Below are 17,426 nucleotides of genomic sequence, written 5' to 3'. Positions count from 1 at the left end.
GATCCACCTTCGGGTCTAATCGGCGAGCAGCGTGCGCACCACCCCGTCGGCCAGCAGCCGTCCGCGCTCGGTGAGGATCAGCCGGGCCCCGGCAACCACAGCGAGACCGTCGGCGACGACGGTGCCGACGCGGCCTCGCTCGTCGGCGGTGAGCATCTCCAACGGCAGCCCGCTGCGCAGCCGCACCCGCAGCATCACGTCCTCCGTGTGCCGGGTGGCTCGGTCGAGCACCTCGAAATCGGCGACGGGCAGCGAGTTCTCGGCCAGTACGGCCGCATAGGTGTTGGGGTGCTTGACGTTCCACCACCGGGTGTCGCCGAGGAACCCGTGCGCGCCCGGTCCGACACCCCACCATTCACCACCGGCCCAGTAGCCGAGATTGTGGCGGCACTCCCCGCCGGGCCGCGCCCAATTCGACACCTCGTACCAGCCGAACCCGGCCTCCGCCAGCCGCGCGTCGAGCAGTTCGTAGCGCGCCGCCAGCACGTCGTCGTCGGGTGCGGCCACCTCACCGCGGCGCACCCGACGCGCCAGCGCGGTCCCGTCCTCGACCACCAGCGCGTAGGCCGACACGTGATCGACCCCGGCCCCGACGGCGGCGTCGACCGACCGGCGCAGGTCGTCGTCGGTCTCCCCCGGCGTCCCGTAGATGAGGTCGAGGTTGACGTGGCCGAATCCGGCCGCGCGCGCCTCGCCCGCGGCTGCCAGCGCCCGCCCCGGTGAGTGCAGCCGGTCGAGCACCGTGAGGACGTGACGGGCGATCGACTGCATGCCAAGCGACACCCGGGTGTAGCCGGCGACCAGCAGCGCGTCGAACAGCTCGGGCCCCGACGACTCGGGGTTGGCCTCGGTGGTGATCTCCGCGCCGGGCGCCAGCTCGAAGTGTTCGCGCACGGCATCCAGCACAGCGCCGAGACCGTCACCCCCCAGCAGCGACGGCGTCCCACCGCCGACGAAGACGGTCTGCACCGGCGGCGGCGACCCCAGTGTGCGGGCCGCCAGCGCCAGCTCCCGGCGCATCGCGGCCAGCCAGCCGTCGGGGTTCGCACCGCCCGCCTCGGCCGGGGTGTAGGTGTTGAAGTCGCAGTAGCCGCACCGCGTCGCGCAGAACGGCACGTGGATGTAGAGGCCGAACGGCCGCCCGGGAGTCGCGGCCAGATCCGGCGCATGCGCGGGGGCGGTTCGGATACTCACTCTCGCCATGGTCCCAGACGCGCCAGGGTGGGCCTGCGCGGACTTTTGCTCGCCGCGAGCGCAAATATCGGCCGGCTAGGGCATATGCGGCCGTCCGTGGCAGAATGGCGGCGTGACCGCCGTCCCTGCCCTTCGCACTCGTATCGCGTTGGTGGCTCGTCGGCATGTCGACTTCAAACGTGTGTGTACCTGTCGTTGTCTGCCTTGACGCGTCTGATCTAGGACCCAGCCCACCCATTGTCTTCAGCTGGCCGCCGGATCTGCGCCGCCGGACAGCCCACCGGTGATCCAGCGCGGTCCCAACGCCGGCTCCGAGAAGGAGCCAACCTCTATGACCGAGACTCCGGCCCAAGCCACGCCTCGTCCCGCCAAGCGCCCCCGCGGCGAGGGCCAGTGGGCGTTGGGTTACCGCGAGCCGCTCAACGCCAATGAACAGTCCAAGAAGGACGACAACCCGCTCAACGTGCGGGAGCGCATCGAGAACATCTACGCCCCCGGCGGCTTCGACAGCATCGACAAAGGTGATCTGCGCGGCCGTTTTCGCTGGTGGGGCCTCTACACGCAGCGCAAGCCCGGCTATGACGGCACATGGACCGGTGACGAGAACACCGACATGCTCGAGGACGAGTACTTCATGCTGCGGGTCCGCAGCGACGGCGGCGCGCTGACCGCCGCGGCGTTGCGCACGCTCGGCGGCATCTCGACCGACTTCGCCAGGGACACCGCCGACATCTCCGACCGGCAGAACGTCCAGTACCACTGGATCGACGTCAAGAAAATGCCGGAGATCTGGCGACGGCTCGACGAGGTCGGGCTGCAGACCACCGAGGCGTGCGGCGACTGCCCCCGCGTCGTCCTCGGCTCCCCCCTGGCCGGTGAGTCGCTCGACGAGGTCATCGACGGCACCCCCGCCGTGCAGGAGATCGTCCGCCGCTACATCGGCAAGCCGGAGTACTCGAACCTGCCCCGCAAGTTCAAGACGGCGATCTCGGGCCTGCAAGACGTGGTGCACGAGGTCAACGACGTCGCGTTCATCGGCGTCGAACACCCCGAACACGGCCCGGGGTTCGATCTCTGGGTCGGCGGCGGGCTGTCCACCAACCCGATGCTGGGCCAGCGGGTGGGCGCGTGGGTGCCGCTCGACGAGGTGCCCGACGTGTGGGAAGGCGTCGTCAGCGTGTTCCGCGACTACGGCTACCGCCGGTTGCGGGCCAAGGCGCGGCTGAAGTTCCTGATCAAGGACTGGGGCGTCGAGAAGTTCCGCGAAGTCCTCGAGACCGAGTATTTGAAGCGCCCGCTGGTCGACGGGCCCGCCCCCGATCCGGTGACGCGCCCCATCGATCACGTGGGTGTGCAGAAGCTCAAGAACGGCCTCAACGCCGTCGGCGTGGCCCCGATCGCCGGCCGCGTCTCCGGCACGATCCTGACCAAGGTCGCCGATCTGGCCGAGGCGGCGGGCAGTGACCGGATCCGGTTCACGCCGTATCAGAAGCTGATCGTGCTCGACGTGCCCGACGACAAGCTCGACGACCTGCGCGCGGGGCTGGATGCGCTGGGCCTGCCGTCCTCGCCGTCGCACTGGCGGCGAAACCTGATGGCTTGCACCGGGATCGAGTTCTGCAAGCTGAGTTTCGCGGAGACCAGAAGCCGTTCTCAGGTGCTGGTGCCCGAACTCGAGAAGCGGCTGGAGGACATCAACGCCCAGCTCGACGTTCCCGTCACGATCAACATCAACGGCTGCCCGAACTCCTGCGCCCGCATCCAGATCGCCGACATCGGCTTCAAGGGCCAGATGGTCGACGAAGGCAACGGTCCGGAGGAGGGCTTCCAGGTCCACCTCGGCGGCAGCCTCGGCCTCGACAGCGGCTTCGGCCGCAAACTGCGCCAGCACAAGGTGCCGGCCACCGAGCTCGGTGATTACATCGAGCGGGTGGTGCGCAACTTCGTGAAACAACGCGAGCACGGTGAGCGTTTCGCTACGTGGGCGCTACGCGCGGACGACGCAGACCTGAGGTGATTGCACGATGACTGATCTGATGACAGAGACGGACCTGCAGCAGCTGGCCGAGCGCGGTGCGGGCGAACTCGGCCCCGACGCCGGCGCGTGGGACCTGCTGCGCTGGACCGACGAGCATTTCAGGGGTAACTACGTCGTCGCTTCGAACATGCAGGACGCGGTGCTCGTCGACATGGCGGCCACCGTGCGTCCAGGCGTCGACATCCTGTTCCTCGACACCGGCTACCACTTCGCCGAGACGATCGGCACCCGGGACGCGGTGGAGGCGGTCTACGACGTCCACGTCGTCAACGTCGCGCCGGACCGGACCGTCGCCGAGCAGGACGCGCTGCTGGGCAAGGATCTGTTCGCCCGCCAGCCCAACGAGTGCTGCCGGATGCGCAAGGTCGAACCCCTGACCAAGGCGTTGAGCGGCTATTCGGCGTGGGTCACCGGCATCCGCCGGGTCGAGGCCCCCACCCGCGCCAACGCACCGTTGATCAGCTGGGACAAGGCGTTCGGGCTGGTGAAGATCAACCCCATCGCGGCGTGGTCCGACGACGACATGCAGGCCTACATCGACGCCAACGGTGTGCTGGTCAACCCGTTGGTCGACGAGGGCTACCCGTCGATCGGTTGTGCACCCTGCACGGCCAAGCCGATCGAGGGGGCCGATCCGCGCAGCGGGCGCTGGGCGGGCACCGGCAAGATCGAATGCGGGCTGCACCAGTCTTGAGCAGCACTCTGGTCCTGACGGCGCACGGCAGCGTCGATCCGCGGTCTGCGGCGGTCACCCACGCGGTGGCCGGACGGATCCGGCGGCTGCGGCCGTGGCTCGATGTGCGCGCCGCGTTCCTCGAGAAGACCGAACCGGCGCTCTACGAGGTGCTCGCGCAGACCCACGACGCCACCGTCGTCCCGTTCCTGCTGGCCGACGCCTACCACGCACGTGTCGACATCCCCGCGGTGATCGACGGGCTGGGCCGGCGCGTGCGGACCGCCGATGTGCTCGGCGAGGATCCTGCGCTGCTGGCGGTGGCGCGGCTACGGCTGGCCGAGGCGGGGGTGTCGCCCCACGACGACCGTCTCGGGGTGATCGTCGTCGCGGTCGGGTCGTCGCGTGCGGCGGCCAACGCGAAGACGTCGACGGTCGCCACGGCGCTGTCCGACGGCACCCGGTGGGCCGGCGCGCAGGTGGCGTTCGCCACCGGTCCGCACGCCAACCTGGCCGAGACCGCGGTCGAGTTGCGACGGTCGGGGGCCCGCCGGCTGGTCATCGTGCCGTGGTTCCTCGCCCACGGCCGCATCACCGACCGCGTCGCGGATTTCGCTGCGCGCGAGGATATTTCGATGGCCGAGCCACTGGGGTCGCACAATCTGGTGGCGGCCACGGTGCTCGACCGCTTCGACGAGGTGGCCGGGGCGCGCGCAGCGGCCTGACGTTCGTCGAGTGCGCGCTGACGGCACACAGCACTCGCACAGCGTCGGTACTCTGGACACCGACGGATACTTCCGCACCTCCACCGAGCAAGGACTGATGCAACCTCACATACCCAGGGCGGTCGCATGCTGACCGCCGCGCTCGGAATTCTCATCGGCTTCCTCGTCGTGCTGGCGATCACCGCATTGACCGGTTACTTCGTCGCGCAGGAATTCGCCTACATGGCGGTGGACCGGTCCCGGCTCAAGGCCCGCGCCGAAGCAGGTGACCAGGCCTCGGCACGTGCGCTGGCCGTCACCCGCCGCACCTCGTTCATGCTGTCGGGTGCCCAATTGGGCATCACCGTCACCGGCCTGCTCGTCGGCTACGCCGCCGAACCGCTGATCGGTCACGGTCTGGAGGTGCTGCTCAACGGCGCCGGAACACCCACCGTGGTGGCGGTCGGCGTCGGCGGAGTAGTGGCGATCGCGGTGTCGACCGTGGTGCAGATGGTGTTCGGGGAACTGTTCCCGAAGAACCTGGCGATCGCGAAACCCGAACCGCTGGCACGCTGGCTGGCGTTGTCGACGACGATCTACCTCAAGCTGTTCGGCTGGCTGATCTGGTTGTTCGACCAGTCCTCGAACGCGCTGCTGCGGCTGCTTCGCATCGAACCGGTGCATGACGTCGAGCATTCCGCGACACCGCGGGACCTCGAGCACATCGTCGCCGCGTCCCGGCAGGCCGGCGAGATCCCGCAGGATCTGTCGGCGCTGCTCGACCGGATCCTCGACTTCCCCACCAGCACTGCGGAACACGCGATGATCCCGCGCTCCCGTGTCGACCACGTCGCAGCCGACGAACCGGTGGCCGGTGTGCTGGAGCGAATGGCCACCGGCCACACCCGCTACCCCGTCATCGGGTCGGGTCCCGACGACGTCATCGGCGTGATCGATCTACACGACCTGCTCGGCCCGGCAGCCCGAACCGGCACCGCCCGCGCGCACTGTCGTCCCGCGGTGGTCGTACCAGAGACCCTCCCGCTGCCCAACGTGGTGCGCGAGCTGGCGCAGGCGGGTAACGAGATGGCGATCGTCATCGACGAATACGGCGGGTTCGCCGGCATCGTCACCGTCGAGGACCTAGCGGAGGAACTGGTAGGCGAGATCGACGACGAGCACGACACCGAATCCGCAGCGGACGCCGTTGCCGGTGACGGCGGCTGGATGCTGGCCGGCGACCTTCCACTCGACGAAGCCGAACGCACCCTCGGGCTCACGCTCCCCGCGGGCGACTACGAGACGGTCGCGGGCATGGTCATCGCGCAGGCCGCGGGCCTGCCCGACGTCGGTGACGCTGTCACGATCGAGTTGCCCACTGACAACGCGGATCTGATGAGCGACGGCCCCCCACCCAAGCGACAGATCGTCGCGCAGGTGCGGGCGGTCGAACGGCGCGTGCCGGCCAGCGTGTTCGTCACCGTCAGCGCACCGGATCGGGAGGCCGACGATGAGTAGCCCGTGGGTGGTCGCGACGATCACCGTCGCGCTCATCGGTCTGAGCGCGTTCTTCGTCGCCGTGGAGTTCGCGCTGATCGCCGCACGACGCAATCGACTCGAGGATGCGGCTGCCACCAGTGCCGGGTCCAGGGCCGCGCTGCGCAGCGCCGGCGAACTCTCGGTGCTCCTCGCCGGCGCCCAGCTGGGCATCACGGTGTGCACACTGATGCTCGGCGCGGTGACCAAACCCGCTGTGCACCATGCGATCACACCGCTGCTGACCAGCCTCGGCGCGCCGTCGTGGGCTGCCGACGGCGGCGGCTTCGTCCTCGCGTTGGCGATCGTCACATTCCTCCACCTCGTGGTCGGCGAGATGGCGCCGAAGTCGTGGGCCATCGCGCACCCCGAACGCTCCGCGACACTGCTCGCCCTGCCGATGCGCGGATTCATGTTCGTCACCCGTCCGCTGCTACGGGGCCTCAACCAGGTCGCCAACTGGTGTCTGCGACGTGTCGGCGTCACCCCGGTCGACGAACTGGCCGACACCCAGGACCCGAATGCCCTGCGTCAGCTCGTCGAGCACTCGGCGACGGTCGGCACACTCGACGAGCGCTACCACGCTAACCTCACCAGCGCGCTGAAACTCGAGGCGCTGACGGTCGGGCAGGTGGCCCGCCGCGCGGCTGCTTACAGCCACGTCCGACCCGAGGCCACGCCCGCGGAGATTCAGCAGACCGCGCACGCGACGGGACATCTGCGGCTTCTGGTGCGTGACGGCACGGCCACCGTCGGAGTTGTCCATGTTCGCGACAGCCTGCCGGGGTCCGGCACCGCGCGCACGCTGATGCGTCCGGTCCTCACGCTGTCCGAGAACACGCCGGTGTACGAAGCGCTGCGCACCATGCGGGAGACGCGAAGCCATCTGGTCGTCGTCGACGGCCCCACCGGCCGGGGTCTGCTGACGCTGACCGATCTGCTGCACCGGCTGCTCCCGACTGCAGCGGCCTGACGTTCGCCGACTGAGCACACCGGGCGCCCACTGTGCACTCTCGTACGGCGGGTGCGGCGCGTCGCGGATGACACCACACACTCGGCAAACTCACGCGTTGGTCAGCGACTGGTCCTCGTCGGCCTTCGGCAGCTCGGCGCCGGGGATCTCAGGCACCCGAGTGGCCCGCACGTAGACGGTCTCGCCTTCGCGCAGCCCGAGCGCCTCGGCGTCCCCGCGGGTGATCTGCGCGGTGAACGGCGAGTGGGTCGCCGCATTGGTCAGCTCGAGGCGGACCTCGAAGCCCAGCACCACGACGCGGTCGATGGTGGCCTTGACCACGCCTGTGGACTGCACCGACTCGTTCTCGAAGATCGGCAGCTCGGGGTTGCGGCCGACGCGGATGTCGTGCGGCCGCACCAGCGTGCCGTTCAACGACGACACCGCACCCAGGAACGACATCACGAACGCGTTGGCCGGGGTGTCGTACACCTCGGTCGGCGAGCCGACCTGTTCGATACGGCCCTTGTTGAGCACGGCGATGCGGTCGGCGACGTCAAGCGCCTCGGCCTGATCGTGGGTGACCAGCACCGTGGTGACGTGCACTTCGTCGTGCAGGCGGCGTAGCCAGGCCCGCAGATCCTCACGCACTTTCGCATCGAGCGCACCGAACGGCTCGTCGAGCAGCAGCACCTGCGGGTCCACCGCCAGCGCGCGGGCCAGCGCCATCCGCTGCCGCTGGCCACCGGAGAGCTGGTTGGGGTAGCGGTTCTGAAAGCCGGCCAGCCCGACCACCTCGAGCAGGTTGTCGACCTTCTCCTTGATCTCCGCCTTGGGCCGCTTGCGGATCTTCAACCCGAACGCGACGTTGTCCCGCACGGACAGGTGCTTGAACGCCGCGTAGTGCTGGAAGACGAAGCCGATTCCGCGGCGCTGCGGCGGCACGTTGGTCACGTCGCGGCCGTCGATGGTGATCGTGCCGGTGTCCGGGTGATCCAGACCGGCGATCGCCCGCAGCAGCGTCGACTTCCCCGAACCGCTGGGGCCGAGCAGCGCGGTCAGCGAACCGGCGGGAACCTCGAAGTCGATGTTGTCCAGCGCCGCGAAGTCGCCGTAGTGCTTGTTGGCGCCGCGCACGATGATCGCGTCTGTCATGACTGTTCGCTTCCTTGGTCGCCCCGGGGCTGTCCGGGCTTTTTTAGTTGTGCTGTCTGGCCCGACGGGCGTCGAGGATCACCTGGAACACCAGGACGATCACCGCGACCCCCATGAGCAGTGTCGATACGGCGTAGGCACCGTATTCGGCGCCCCGGTTGTAGCGGTCGGACACCAAAAGTGTCAGGGTCTGCGAGGTGCCCGGCAGGTTCGACGACACCATGATGACCGCGCCGTACTCACCCAGTGTGCGGGCGATGGTGAGTACCACGCCATAGGTGAGGCCCCAGCGGATCGACGGCAGCGTGATCCGCCAGAAGGTCTGCCACCACTGCGAGCCCAGCGTCGAGGCGGCTTCTTCCTGGTCGGTGCCGATTTCGTGCAGCACGGGTTCGACCTCGCGGATGACGAACGGGACGGTGACGAAGATGCTCGCCAGCACGATGCCCGGCAGCCCGAAGATGATCTTGAAGCCGAGGTCGTTCTCCACGAATCCGAAGACCCCCGCCGAACCCCACAGCAGGATCAGCGCGACGCCGACGACCACCGGCGACACCGCGAACGGCAGGTCGATGACGGCCTGCAACACGCTCTTTCCGCGAAACCTGTTGCGGGCCAGAACCAGTGCGGTCGGTACCCCGAACAGCACGTTGAGCGGCACCACGATCGCCACCACGAGCAGCGACAACTGCAGCGCGCTGATGGCCGCCGGTGTGCCGATCGAGGCGACGAACGCACCGACACCCGGCGAGAAGGTCCGCCAGAGGATCAGGCCCACCGGCACCACGACCAGCACCAGGATGTAGGCCAGGGCGACGTAGCGCAGCAGGTGGCGCACCACCGGTGACAGCGTCATCGGATCACCTCGCCGTCTCTTCCCGCTTGGCCGCCCGCGCGCCGAGTGCGCGCAGGATCAGCAGGACGACGAACGAGATGAGCAACAGCACGATCGAGATGGCGGCGGCCCCCGTACGGTCGTCGTTCTCGATCAGGGTGCGGATCCACTGCGAGGACACCTCGGTCTCCCCCGGCACCGCACCACCGATGAGAACCACGGAACCGAATTCGCCGATGGCGCGTGAGAACGCCAGCCCGGCACCCGAGAGCAGCGACGGCAGCAGCGCGGGCAGGATGATCTTGGTCAGGATGGTCCAGTTGTTGGCCCCCAGCGAGGCGGCCGCCTCCTCGACTTCCTGGTCCAGTTCCAGCAACACCGGCTGCACCGAGCGGACCACGAACGGCAGCGTGACGAACAGCAGCGCGATCCCGACACCCCATTTGGTGTGTTGCAAATGCAGGTCGACGGGGCTGGCCGGCCCGTAGAGCGCGAGCATGACCAGGCTGGCGACGATCGTCGGCAGGGCGAAGGGCAGGTCGATGACCGCATCCACCAACCGCTTGCCCGGGAAGTCGTCACGCGTCAGAACCCACGCCACCAGCAGCCCGAACACCGCGTTGACCAGGGTCACCCCGACCGAGATGGTCAGCGTCACCCGGAACGACTCGAGCGCCGCGTTGCCGGTGACCGCGCGGTAGAACGCCTCCCAGCCGCCGCCGACGGACTGCCAGAGGATTGCGGCCAGCGGCAGCAGCACGATGACGCTGAGCCAGATGGTCGCGACCCCGACCCGAAGGGACGCCGTGCCGTGACGCCGGACGAGACCGCCCGGCGCCCGGCCGTTGTCGCCGTCGACGGCAGTGATCATCCAGTCGCCTGGGTGTAGATCTTGGTGATCGAGCCGGTGTCTTTGTTGAACAGCTCGCTGTCGACCTTCTGCCAGCCGCCCAGGTCCGCGATCGTCCACAGCTTCTGCGGCGCGGGGAACTCGTCGGCGAACTCCGCGGCCACCGTCGGGTCGACCGGACGGAAACCGGCCTCGGCCCACAGCTTCTGCGCTTCGGGGGTGTACTGGAAGTTCACGAACGCCGTCGCCTGTCCGAGATGCCGGCTGGAGTTGACCACCGCGACCGGATTCTCGATCTTGAACGTCTGGGCCGGGTTGAAGTAGTCGAACTTGTGGCCGAGGCGGCGGGAGTTGATCGCCTCGTTCTCGTAGGCCAGCAGCACGTCACCGCTGCCCTGCAGGAAGACGTCGGTGGCCTCGCGCCCGGAACCGGGGCGCAGCTTGATGTGCTCGCTCACGAGCTTGTTGATGTAGTCGAGGCCGGCCTGCGGGTTTTTGCCGCCGTCGCTCTTCACCGCGTACGGGGCCAGCAGGTTCCACTTCGCCGAACCCGAGCTCAGCGGGCTGGGCGTGATGACCTCGACTCCGGGCTTGAGCAGATCGTCCCAGTCACGGATGCCCTTGGGGTTGCCCTCGCGGACCATCAGGCTCACCACCGAGCCGAACGGAATTCCCTTGGTGGCGTTGGTGTTCCAGTCCTCGCTGACCTTGCCGGACTTCACCAGGCGGGTGATGTCGGGTTCGACCGAGAAGTTCACCACGTCAGCGGGCTTACCCGAGTCGACGCCGCGGGACTGATCCCCTGACGCACCGTAGGACGCGGTCACGCCGACGCCCTTGCCTTCTTCGGTGGCCGCGAAGGCGGGGATCACCTTCGCCCAGCCCGGCTCCGGCACGGCGTAGGCGACCAGCGTCAGCGTCGTCTCTGCGGTCGAGCCGCCGTCTTCACCGGCGACGTCGCTGGCGCCGCCCCCGCAGGCCGCCAGGAGCGAGGCCGTGGTGGCGAGCGCCGCGGCGACCCGCCAGCGTGTGAGGGACCTGACTGAGCTGAGCATCGATGGCCTTTCGATTTCTGTGGATTTCGGGACGTGTCCCGTCACACGCAGACGCTGGTGGCAACGAAAGGGCAGCATGAAAAATGCCGTCGCCGAGCCCCCAACCGTGTAACGGGTGGGTTCAGCAACAACAGTGAACGTCAGCAACCGCGCAGGAACCCACGGCAATGAGCGCCAAGATGTGGCACTCGCTATTGCCGGACGCCGGATGCATGGCGCGAAGAATAACAGAGCCGGGCCCCTGGCTCAGCCCGAGTGGTCAGCGAGTAAATAACACCGAGTGGTCAGCGAGTAAATAACCAGGCGACGATGACCAGCAGGACCAGCACGACCAGGATCAGGGTCACCCGTGAACGCGGCAGGCCGGTCATGACGGCTCCTGCCCCTCGTGGCGCACGCGCCGCAGCACCCGCACACCCGCCGCCAGCGCACCGTCGAGGACCACCGCGACGCCGTAGGCGAGCAGCAACGCCACCGGCATCACCACCGCGGTCTGCGCGACGAATCCCAGCCCGGTCAGCCACAGTTCGACGCCGTCCCACCAACTCAGGAATGCGTCCACCGCGCCAGACTATGCGATCACCCCGAACCCCTGATGCCCCGCCGTGGGCGCACCCCCGGCCCAGCAACGCCCGACATGCTCCTTTGAGTAGACGCCGAGCAGGTCGGCAGCCGATGATGTCGGGATGGTTCTGCAACACACCGAGCCCACCGGCGAGGCCGCGCCGATCGGTCAGCCCTCCTTTCTGCCCGACACCCCGTTGACGGTGACGGCGCCGGTGCCCTTCGCGCCGGCCGGGGGCCTGCGGAACCCGTTCCCGCCGATCGCCGATTACGGCTTCCTGTCCGATTGCGAGAACACGTGTCTGGTCTCCTCGGCGGGGTCCGTGGAGTGGCTGTGCGTGCCGCGACCGGATTCGCCGAGCGTGTTCGGCGCGATCCTGGACCGGGGTGCCGGTCACTTCCGGCTGGGCCCGTACGGCGTGACGGTCCCCGCGGCGCGGCGTTACCTGCCTGGCAGCCTGATCCTCGAGACCACCTGGCAGACCCACACCGGTTGGCTGATCGTGCGTGACGCGCTGGTGATGGGACCCTGGCACGACCTCGACGCGCGGTCACGGACCCACCGCCGCACCCCGATGGACTGGGATGCCGAACACATCCTGCTGCGCACCGTGCGGTGCGTCAGCGGAACCGTCGAGCTGGTGATGAACTGCGAACCGTCGTTCGACTACCACCGGGTGAGCGCCGAGTGGGAGTACTCGGGGCCTGCCTACGGTGAGGCGATCGCGCGGGCGAACCGCAACCCCGACTCGCATCCGACGCTGCGGCTGACCACCAACCTCCGGATCGGACTGGAGGGCCGCGAGGCCAGGGCGCGGACCCGGCTCAAAGAGGGCGACAACGTGTTCGTGGCGCTGTCGTGGTCGAAGCACCCGGCACCACAGAACTACGACGAGGCCGCCGACAAGATGTGGCAGACCAGTGAGGCGTGGCGGCAGTGGATCAACGTCGGCGACTTCCCGGACCACCCCTGGCGGTCGTACCTGCAGCGCAGTGCGCTGACGCTGAAAGGCCTCACCTACTCCCCGACCGGCGCGCTGTTGGCGGCGAGCACCACGTCGTTGCCGGAAACGCCTCAGGGCGAACGCAATTGGGACTACCGCTATGCGTGGGTGCGGGATTCGACGTTCGCCCTCTGGGGGCTGTACACACTCGGCCTGGATCGTGAGGCCGACGACTTCTTCGCGTTCATCGCCGACGTGTCGGGCGCCAACAACGGTGAACGCCACCCGCTGCAGGTGATGTACGGCGTCGGTGGTGAGCGCAGTCTGGTCGAGGAGGAACTGCACCACCTGTCGGGTTACGACGGCGCGCGCCCGGTGCGCATCGGTAACGGCGCCTATGACCAGATGCAGCACGACATCTGGGGCACCATGCTCGATTCGGTGTACCTGCACACCAAATCGCGCGAGCAGATCCCCGAGGCGTTGTGGCCGGTGCTGAAGAACCAGGTCGAAGAGGCCATCAAACATTGGAAGGAACCCGACCGCGGCATCTGGGAGGTCCGCGGCGAACCTCAGCACTTCACCTCATCGAAGGTGATGTGCTGGGTGGCGCTCGATCGCGGCGCGAAGCTCGCCGAACTCGAGGGTGAGAAGAGCTACGCCCAGCAGTGGCGGGAGATCGCCGACGAGATCAAGGCCGACATCCTGGCCCACGGCGTGGACTCCCGCGGCGTGTTCACCCAGCGCTACGGCGACGACGCGCTGGACGCCTCGCTGCTGCTGGTGCCGCTGGTCCGGTTCCTGCCGGCCGACGACGAGCGGGTGCGCAACACCGTGCTGGCGATCGCCGACGAACTCACCGAGGACGGCCTGGTGCTGCGCTACCGCGTCGAGGAGACCGACGACGGATTGGCGGGCGAGGAAGGCACATTCACCATCTGCTCGTTTTGGCTGGTGTCGGCGCTGGTGGAGATCGGTGAGGTCAGCCGCGCCAAGCGGCTGTGTGAACGGTTGCTGTCGTTCGCGAGTTCGCTGCATCTCTACGCCGAGGAAATCGAGCCCCGCACCGGCCGCCACCTGGGCAACTTCCCGCAGGCGTTCACCCACCTGGCGCTGATCAACGCGGTGGTGCACGTCATCCGTGCCGAGGAGGAGGCCGACAGCTCGGGAGTCTTCGTCCCCGCGAACGCGCCGACGTAGGAAAGCGTTCAGCTCGCCGTCAGATTCACGGTGTATCGATGTCTTGTCCAACGAGAACGCCTGACACACCCTGGTGTTCCAGGGAGGGAGACAAGATGGAGTACCGCACCAACACAGACCTGTCCCGACGGGTCATCGACACCGCCGTCGGCATCCTGGTGGGGTTGCGGGGGTGCTCGCAGCGCGAGGCGTTCTCGGAACTGGTCGAGATCGTGAACCGGACCGGGCTCGGCATCGGCAGTGTCGCCACCGGTCTGGTGGCGCTCGCGGAGGGTTCGGCGGGGCCCGACCACGCCGAGGCGTTCAACGCCTGGGGCGAATTGGTGGCGCGGGCCCGGTTGACGCCGGCGCCCTAACTGTGCCTAACGCGCGGCCTCGGCGGCGTTGGCCGCCATCTCGGTCGCGATCGTGGCCGCCTCGTCGGTGAGGGTGAACGCGCACGCCCACGCCTCGACGGTCAGGTTCGACACCACCGACAGCGCGTGCTGGCAGCCCCATCCGTCGGCGTCCCGCTGCACCGACATCTGCGTCAGCAGGGGGCCGTCTTCGATCACCGACGCCATGTCCCACACCGAGTGCACGACGCCGTCGTCGACGGTCAGGTCAACTCTCGCGCAGCCCTCCCACATCGTGCGGGACGTGTCGAAGAAGCGCTGGGCCTCGGTCTCCGACGGATAGAGCACCGCGGTCTGCTCGACCCAGTGCTGGTTGTCCTCGCCGGGGTCACGCGCCACCTGGTCGCGCACCATCGTCCACCCGCTGTCGGCGTACACGGGTTCCTCGGCGCCGTAGATCGCCCCGAGGCACGCCGGGTCGGAGACGTCGCCGGAGTGGTCGGTCATCTCCTCGAGATCGCTGGTGACGGCCAACCGCGTGGTGCCGACGATGCCGTTGAGCTCACTGATGGGCAGCAGTACCTCGGCCACGTGCGACTCGTCCAGCAGCGGCACGTCGACCGGAGCGATGGTGGCCGGCCGAACGGCCGTGCCGGACACGGTGTTCGCGCATCCGGCCACCAGCACCGCCAAGGCGACCGCCGCGACCCGGCCCGTCCGCATGTCGCCGCCCGCCGTCAGCCGGTCAGTTTGTCGAGCATGATCTGCGCGACGTCGACCGCACCGCCGGCGCCCCCCGATCTCGCGTCGGCGATGTCGGTGATCTCCACGTCGACGATCGAGTCACCCGCCACGCCCAGCGCCCGCTGAATCGGCATCCTGGTGCCCTGCCCCGCCTCGTGGACGACCACCGCCGACACCACGTGCTCACCGACGCGCACGTCGGCGATGCGGCTCTGTTCGTTGGCGCCCGCCCCGCCACGCCGCAGCACCATCGTGCGGCCGTCACACTGCTGCCAGTTTCCTGCCGCGGCGGAGAAGAACGCCTCCGCATCATCGGCCGAGGCCAGTTGCACCACGCCGAAGAACCCGCTCAGCGCGGGACCGTCGACACTTCCTGCCGCCCACGATCGGCTGGCCACCGACCGCACCGAGCTGGCGCCGTAGACGACCTGTTGGAGCCGGTAGGTGGTGCTGACACATTCCACCGGCGTCGCGTGCGCCCGGTCGACGCCGCGCAGCAGGGTGTCGGCGCCGCCCTCGACGAGCTGACCCATCAGACCGGTCGGGGCGATGCCCAGGGCGGCGGAGAGCTCCTGGTTCGTCGGCAGCACCGTGTCGAGCGCCCGCGCCGGCGCCGGTACGGCGGCCGGCGACTGGTCGACCGCCACACCGTCGACCGTGCCCGTGCATCCTGCCGCGAGCAGACACCCGCCGGCCAGGATCGACGCCAGGCGTGGTGCGCGCATGCTTTTCTCTAGCACGCGGACGCCGCGCCTGCGACCGTTCGGCCTACTTCTTCGGTTTGTCGCTGGCCGCGTCGGAGGAGAGTGCGGCGACGAAGGCCTCCTGCGGCACCTCGACCCGTCCGATGGTCTTCATCCGCTTCTTGCCCTCCTTCTGCTTCTCCAGGAGTTTGCGCTTGCGGGTGATGTCACCGCCGTAGCACTTCGACAGCACGTCCTTGCGGATGGCCCGGATGTTCTCGCGGGCGATGATCCTCGAGCCGATCGCCGCCTGGATGGGTACCTCGAACTGCTGGCGCGGGATGAGTTCCTTGAGCTTGGTGGTCATCTTGTTGCCGTAGGCGGCGGCCGAGTCCTTGTGCACGATCGCACTGAACGCGTCCACGGCCTCGCCCTGCAGCAGGATGTCCACCTTGACCAGATCGGCCTCCTGCTCGCCTGCCTCCTCGTAATCGAGGCTGGCGTATCCGCGGGTGCGCGACTTGAGCGAGTCGAAGAAGTCGAAGATGATCTCGCCGAGCGGCATCGTGTACCGCAGTTCGACGCGTTCGGGTGACAGGTAGTCCATGCCGCCCAGTTCGCCGCGGCGCTGCTGGCACAACTCCATGATGGTGCCGATGAACTCACTGGGCGCGATGACGGTCACCTTGACGATCGGCTCGAACACGGCCCGAACCTTGCCCTCCTGCCAGTCCGAGGGGTTCGTCACGACCAGTTCGGTGCCGTCGTCCTTGACCACCCGGTACACCACGTTCGGCGCGGTCGAGATGAGGTCGAGGTCGAACTCGCGTTCCAGGCGCTCGCGGGTGATCTCCATGTGCAGCAGCCCGAGGAACCCGCAGCGAAACCCGAACCCCAGCGCCACCGACGTCTCCGGCTCCCAGGTGAGCGCCGCATCGTTGAGCTGCAGCCGTTCCAGGGCGTCACGCAGATTCGGGTAGTCGGAGCCGTCGACCGGATACAGGCCGGAGTACACCATCGGCTTGGGTTCGCGGTACCCGGTCAGCGCCTCGGTGGCGCCGTTGCGGGCGGAGGTCACGGTGTCGCCGACCTTGGACTGGCGGACGTCCTTCACCCCGGTGATCAGGTAGCCCACCTCGCCGACGCCGAGCCCCTGCGTGGCCTTCGGTTCGGGTGAGACGATGCCGACTTCCAGCAACTCGTGGGTCGTGCCGGTGGACATCATCTTGATCTTCTCGCGCGGGGTGAGCGTGCCGTCCACCACGCGGACGTAGGTGACCACGCCGCGGTAGATGTCGTAGACCGAGTCGAAGATCATGGCCCTGGCGGGCGCGTCGGCGTCACCCACCGGGGCGGGGACCAGACGGACCACCTCGTCGAGCAGTTCGCGGACGCCGACGCCGGTCTTGCCGGAGACCCGCAGCACGTCGTCGGGCTCACAGCCGATGATGTGGGCGATCTCGCCGGCGTAGCGGTCGGGGTCGGCGGCGGGCAGATCGATCTTGTTGAGCACCGGGATGATGGTCAGCCCACGGTCGAGCGCCAGGTACAGGTTCGCCAGCGTCTGTGCCTCGATGCCCTGGGCGGCGTCGACCAGCAGCACGGCGCCCTCGCAGGCTTCCAGCGCGCGGGACACCTCGTAGGTGAAGTCGACGTGGCCGGGGGTGTCGATCAGGTGCAGGACGAACTGCTCGTCTCCGACCGTCCAGGGCAGCCGCACGTTCTGCGCCTTGATGGTGATGCCGCGTTCGCGCTCGATGTCCATCCGGTCGAGATACTGCGCGCGCATGTCGCGGTCGGCGACCACACCGGTGATCCCCAGCATCCGGTCGGCCAGCGTCGACTTGCCGTGGTCGATGTGGGCGATGATGCAGAAGTTCCGAATCTGCGCCGGCGCAGTGAAGGTCTTGTCGGCGAAACTGCTGATGGGAATCTCCTGGTAAGCGTCGCAACGGGGCGCGTGG

Annotated in this window: 18 protein-coding genes; 8 read left to right on the top strand and 10 right to left on the bottom strand. The window is 68.4% G+C overall.

Annotated features, from left to right (window positions below; all coding sequences use genetic code 11):
• Positions 1-15 precede the first annotated feature (15 nt).
• Positions 16-1,194, bottom strand: a complete 1,179-nt coding sequence (gene hemW, locus I7X18_RS10540) for a radical SAM family heme chaperone HemW (RefSeq protein WP_193047211.1) — start codon at positions 1,192-1,194, stop codon at positions 16-18.
• A gap of 112 nt (positions 1,195-1,306) precedes the next feature.
• Here hemW and I7X18_RS30090 point away from each other — a divergent pair, with 112 nt between their 5' ends.
• The 6 genes from I7X18_RS30090 to I7X18_RS10515 all read left to right on the top strand — a co-directional run bounded on the left by I7X18_RS30090 (position 1,307) and on the right by I7X18_RS10515 (position 7,118).
• Complete coding sequence (locus I7X18_RS30090; protein WP_372442952.1) at positions 1,307-1,402, top strand: Ms4527A family Cys-rich leader peptide; 96 nt, start codon at positions 1,307-1,309, stop codon at positions 1,400-1,402.
• A gap of 123 nt (positions 1,403-1,525) precedes the next feature.
• On the top strand, positions 1,526-3,211 hold the full coding sequence (locus tag I7X18_RS10535) for a nitrite/sulfite reductase (RefSeq protein ID WP_193047210.1): 1,686 nt from the start codon (positions 1,526-1,528) through the stop codon (positions 3,209-3,211).
• Between the two features lie 7 nt (positions 3,212-3,218).
• A complete protein-coding gene (locus I7X18_RS10530) occupies positions 3,219-3,926 on the top strand; it encodes a phosphoadenylyl-sulfate reductase (protein WP_193047209.1) in 708 nt (235 codons plus the stop codon).
• A complete protein-coding gene (locus I7X18_RS10525) occupies positions 3,905-4,630 on the top strand; it encodes a sirohydrochlorin chelatase (RefSeq protein WP_193047208.1) in 726 nt (241 codons plus the stop codon). Before I7X18_RS10530 ends, I7X18_RS10525 begins: the two co-directional genes overlap by 22 nt.
• 126 nt (positions 4,631-4,756) lie before the next feature.
• A complete protein-coding gene (locus I7X18_RS10520) occupies positions 4,757-6,127 on the top strand; it encodes a hemolysin family protein (RefSeq protein WP_193047207.1) in 1,371 nt (456 codons plus the stop codon).
• Entirely contained in the window at positions 6,120-7,118 is a 999-nt protein-coding gene (locus I7X18_RS10515; protein ID WP_193047206.1) for a hemolysin family protein, read from the top strand. The genes I7X18_RS10520 and I7X18_RS10515 overlap by 8 nt, the downstream gene beginning before the upstream one ends.
• A 90-nt stretch (positions 7,119-7,208) precedes the next feature.
• Here the strand turns inward: I7X18_RS10515 and I7X18_RS10510 are convergent, their stop codons facing one another.
• From I7X18_RS10510 to I7X18_RS10490, 6 genes are all read right to left on the bottom strand, one after another.
• Positions 7,209-8,252 carry a sulfate/molybdate ABC transporter ATP-binding protein gene (locus tag I7X18_RS10510; protein ID WP_193047205.1) on the bottom strand — a complete coding sequence of 348 codons (1,044 nt, stop codon included), beginning with the start codon at positions 8,250-8,252 and terminating at the stop codon, positions 7,209-7,211.
• A 43-nt stretch (positions 8,253-8,295) separates the two neighbouring features.
• A complete protein-coding gene (cysW, locus tag I7X18_RS10505) occupies positions 8,296-9,108 on the bottom strand; it encodes a sulfate ABC transporter permease subunit CysW (protein WP_193047204.1) in 813 nt (270 codons plus the stop codon).
• A 4-nt stretch (positions 9,109-9,112) separates the two neighbouring features.
• Positions 9,113-9,958, bottom strand: a complete 846-nt coding sequence (gene cysT, locus I7X18_RS10500; RefSeq protein WP_193047203.1) for a sulfate ABC transporter permease subunit CysT — start codon at positions 9,956-9,958, stop codon at positions 9,113-9,115.
• Positions 9,955-10,992 carry a sulfate ABC transporter substrate-binding protein gene (locus I7X18_RS10495; protein ID WP_193047202.1) on the bottom strand — a complete coding sequence of 346 codons (1,038 nt, stop codon included), beginning with the start codon at positions 10,990-10,992 and terminating at the stop codon, positions 9,955-9,957. The genes cysT and I7X18_RS10495 overlap by 4 nt, the downstream gene beginning before the upstream one ends.
• Positions 10,993-11,113: 121 nt before the next feature.
• A complete protein-coding gene (locus tag I7X18_RS30085; protein WP_353612146.1) occupies positions 11,114-11,206 on the bottom strand; it encodes an Ms4533A family Cys-rich leader peptide in 93 nt (30 codons plus the stop codon).
• A 153-nt stretch (positions 11,207-11,359) separates the two neighbouring features.
• Positions 11,360-11,554 (bottom strand): hypothetical protein, encoded by a 195-nt coding sequence (locus tag I7X18_RS10490; protein WP_193047201.1) that lies wholly within the window; start codon positions 11,552-11,554, stop codon positions 11,360-11,362.
• A 124-nt stretch (positions 11,555-11,678) separates the two neighbouring features.
• Between I7X18_RS10490 and I7X18_RS10485 the strand changes: the two genes are divergently transcribed.
• Both I7X18_RS10485 and I7X18_RS10480 read left to right on the top strand, forming a co-directional pair.
• Complete coding sequence (locus I7X18_RS10485) at positions 11,679-13,700, top strand: glycoside hydrolase family 15 protein (protein WP_226863895.1); 2,022 nt, start codon at positions 11,679-11,681, stop codon at positions 13,698-13,700.
• A gap of 95 nt (positions 13,701-13,795) precedes the next feature.
• Entirely contained in the window at positions 13,796-14,056 is a 261-nt protein-coding gene (locus tag I7X18_RS10480; RefSeq protein WP_193047200.1) for an ANTAR domain-containing protein, read from the top strand.
• Between the two features lie 6 nt (positions 14,057-14,062).
• On the opposite strand, the gene I7X18_RS10475 is transcribed toward I7X18_RS10480, so the two are convergent.
• From I7X18_RS10475 to lepA, 3 genes are read right to left on the bottom strand one after another with little or no spacing between them, the layout of a single operon-like run.
• Positions 14,063-14,758, bottom strand: coding sequence for a sensor domain-containing protein (locus I7X18_RS10475; RefSeq protein ID WP_193047199.1), 696 nt, complete (start codon positions 14,756-14,758; stop codon positions 14,063-14,065).
• A gap of 14 nt (positions 14,759-14,772) precedes the next feature.
• Positions 14,773-15,504: a sensor domain-containing protein gene (locus I7X18_RS10470; protein ID WP_193047198.1), complete on the bottom strand. Its 732-nt coding sequence runs from the start codon at positions 15,502-15,504 to the stop codon at positions 14,773-14,775.
• A gap of 43 nt (positions 15,505-15,547) precedes the next feature.
• Positions 15,548-17,395, bottom strand: coding sequence for a translation elongation factor 4 (gene lepA / locus I7X18_RS10465; protein ID WP_193047294.1), 1,848 nt, complete (start codon positions 17,393-17,395; stop codon positions 15,548-15,550).
• Positions 17,396-17,426: the final 31 nt, after the last annotated feature.

The organism is Mycolicibacterium baixiangningiae (genome assembly GCF_016313185.1).
GTDB classification, from domain to species: Bacteria; Actinomycetota; Actinomycetes; order Mycobacteriales; family Mycobacteriaceae; genus Mycobacterium; species Mycobacterium baixiangningiae.
This window is presented reverse-complemented; position numbering and strand designations above follow the sequence as displayed.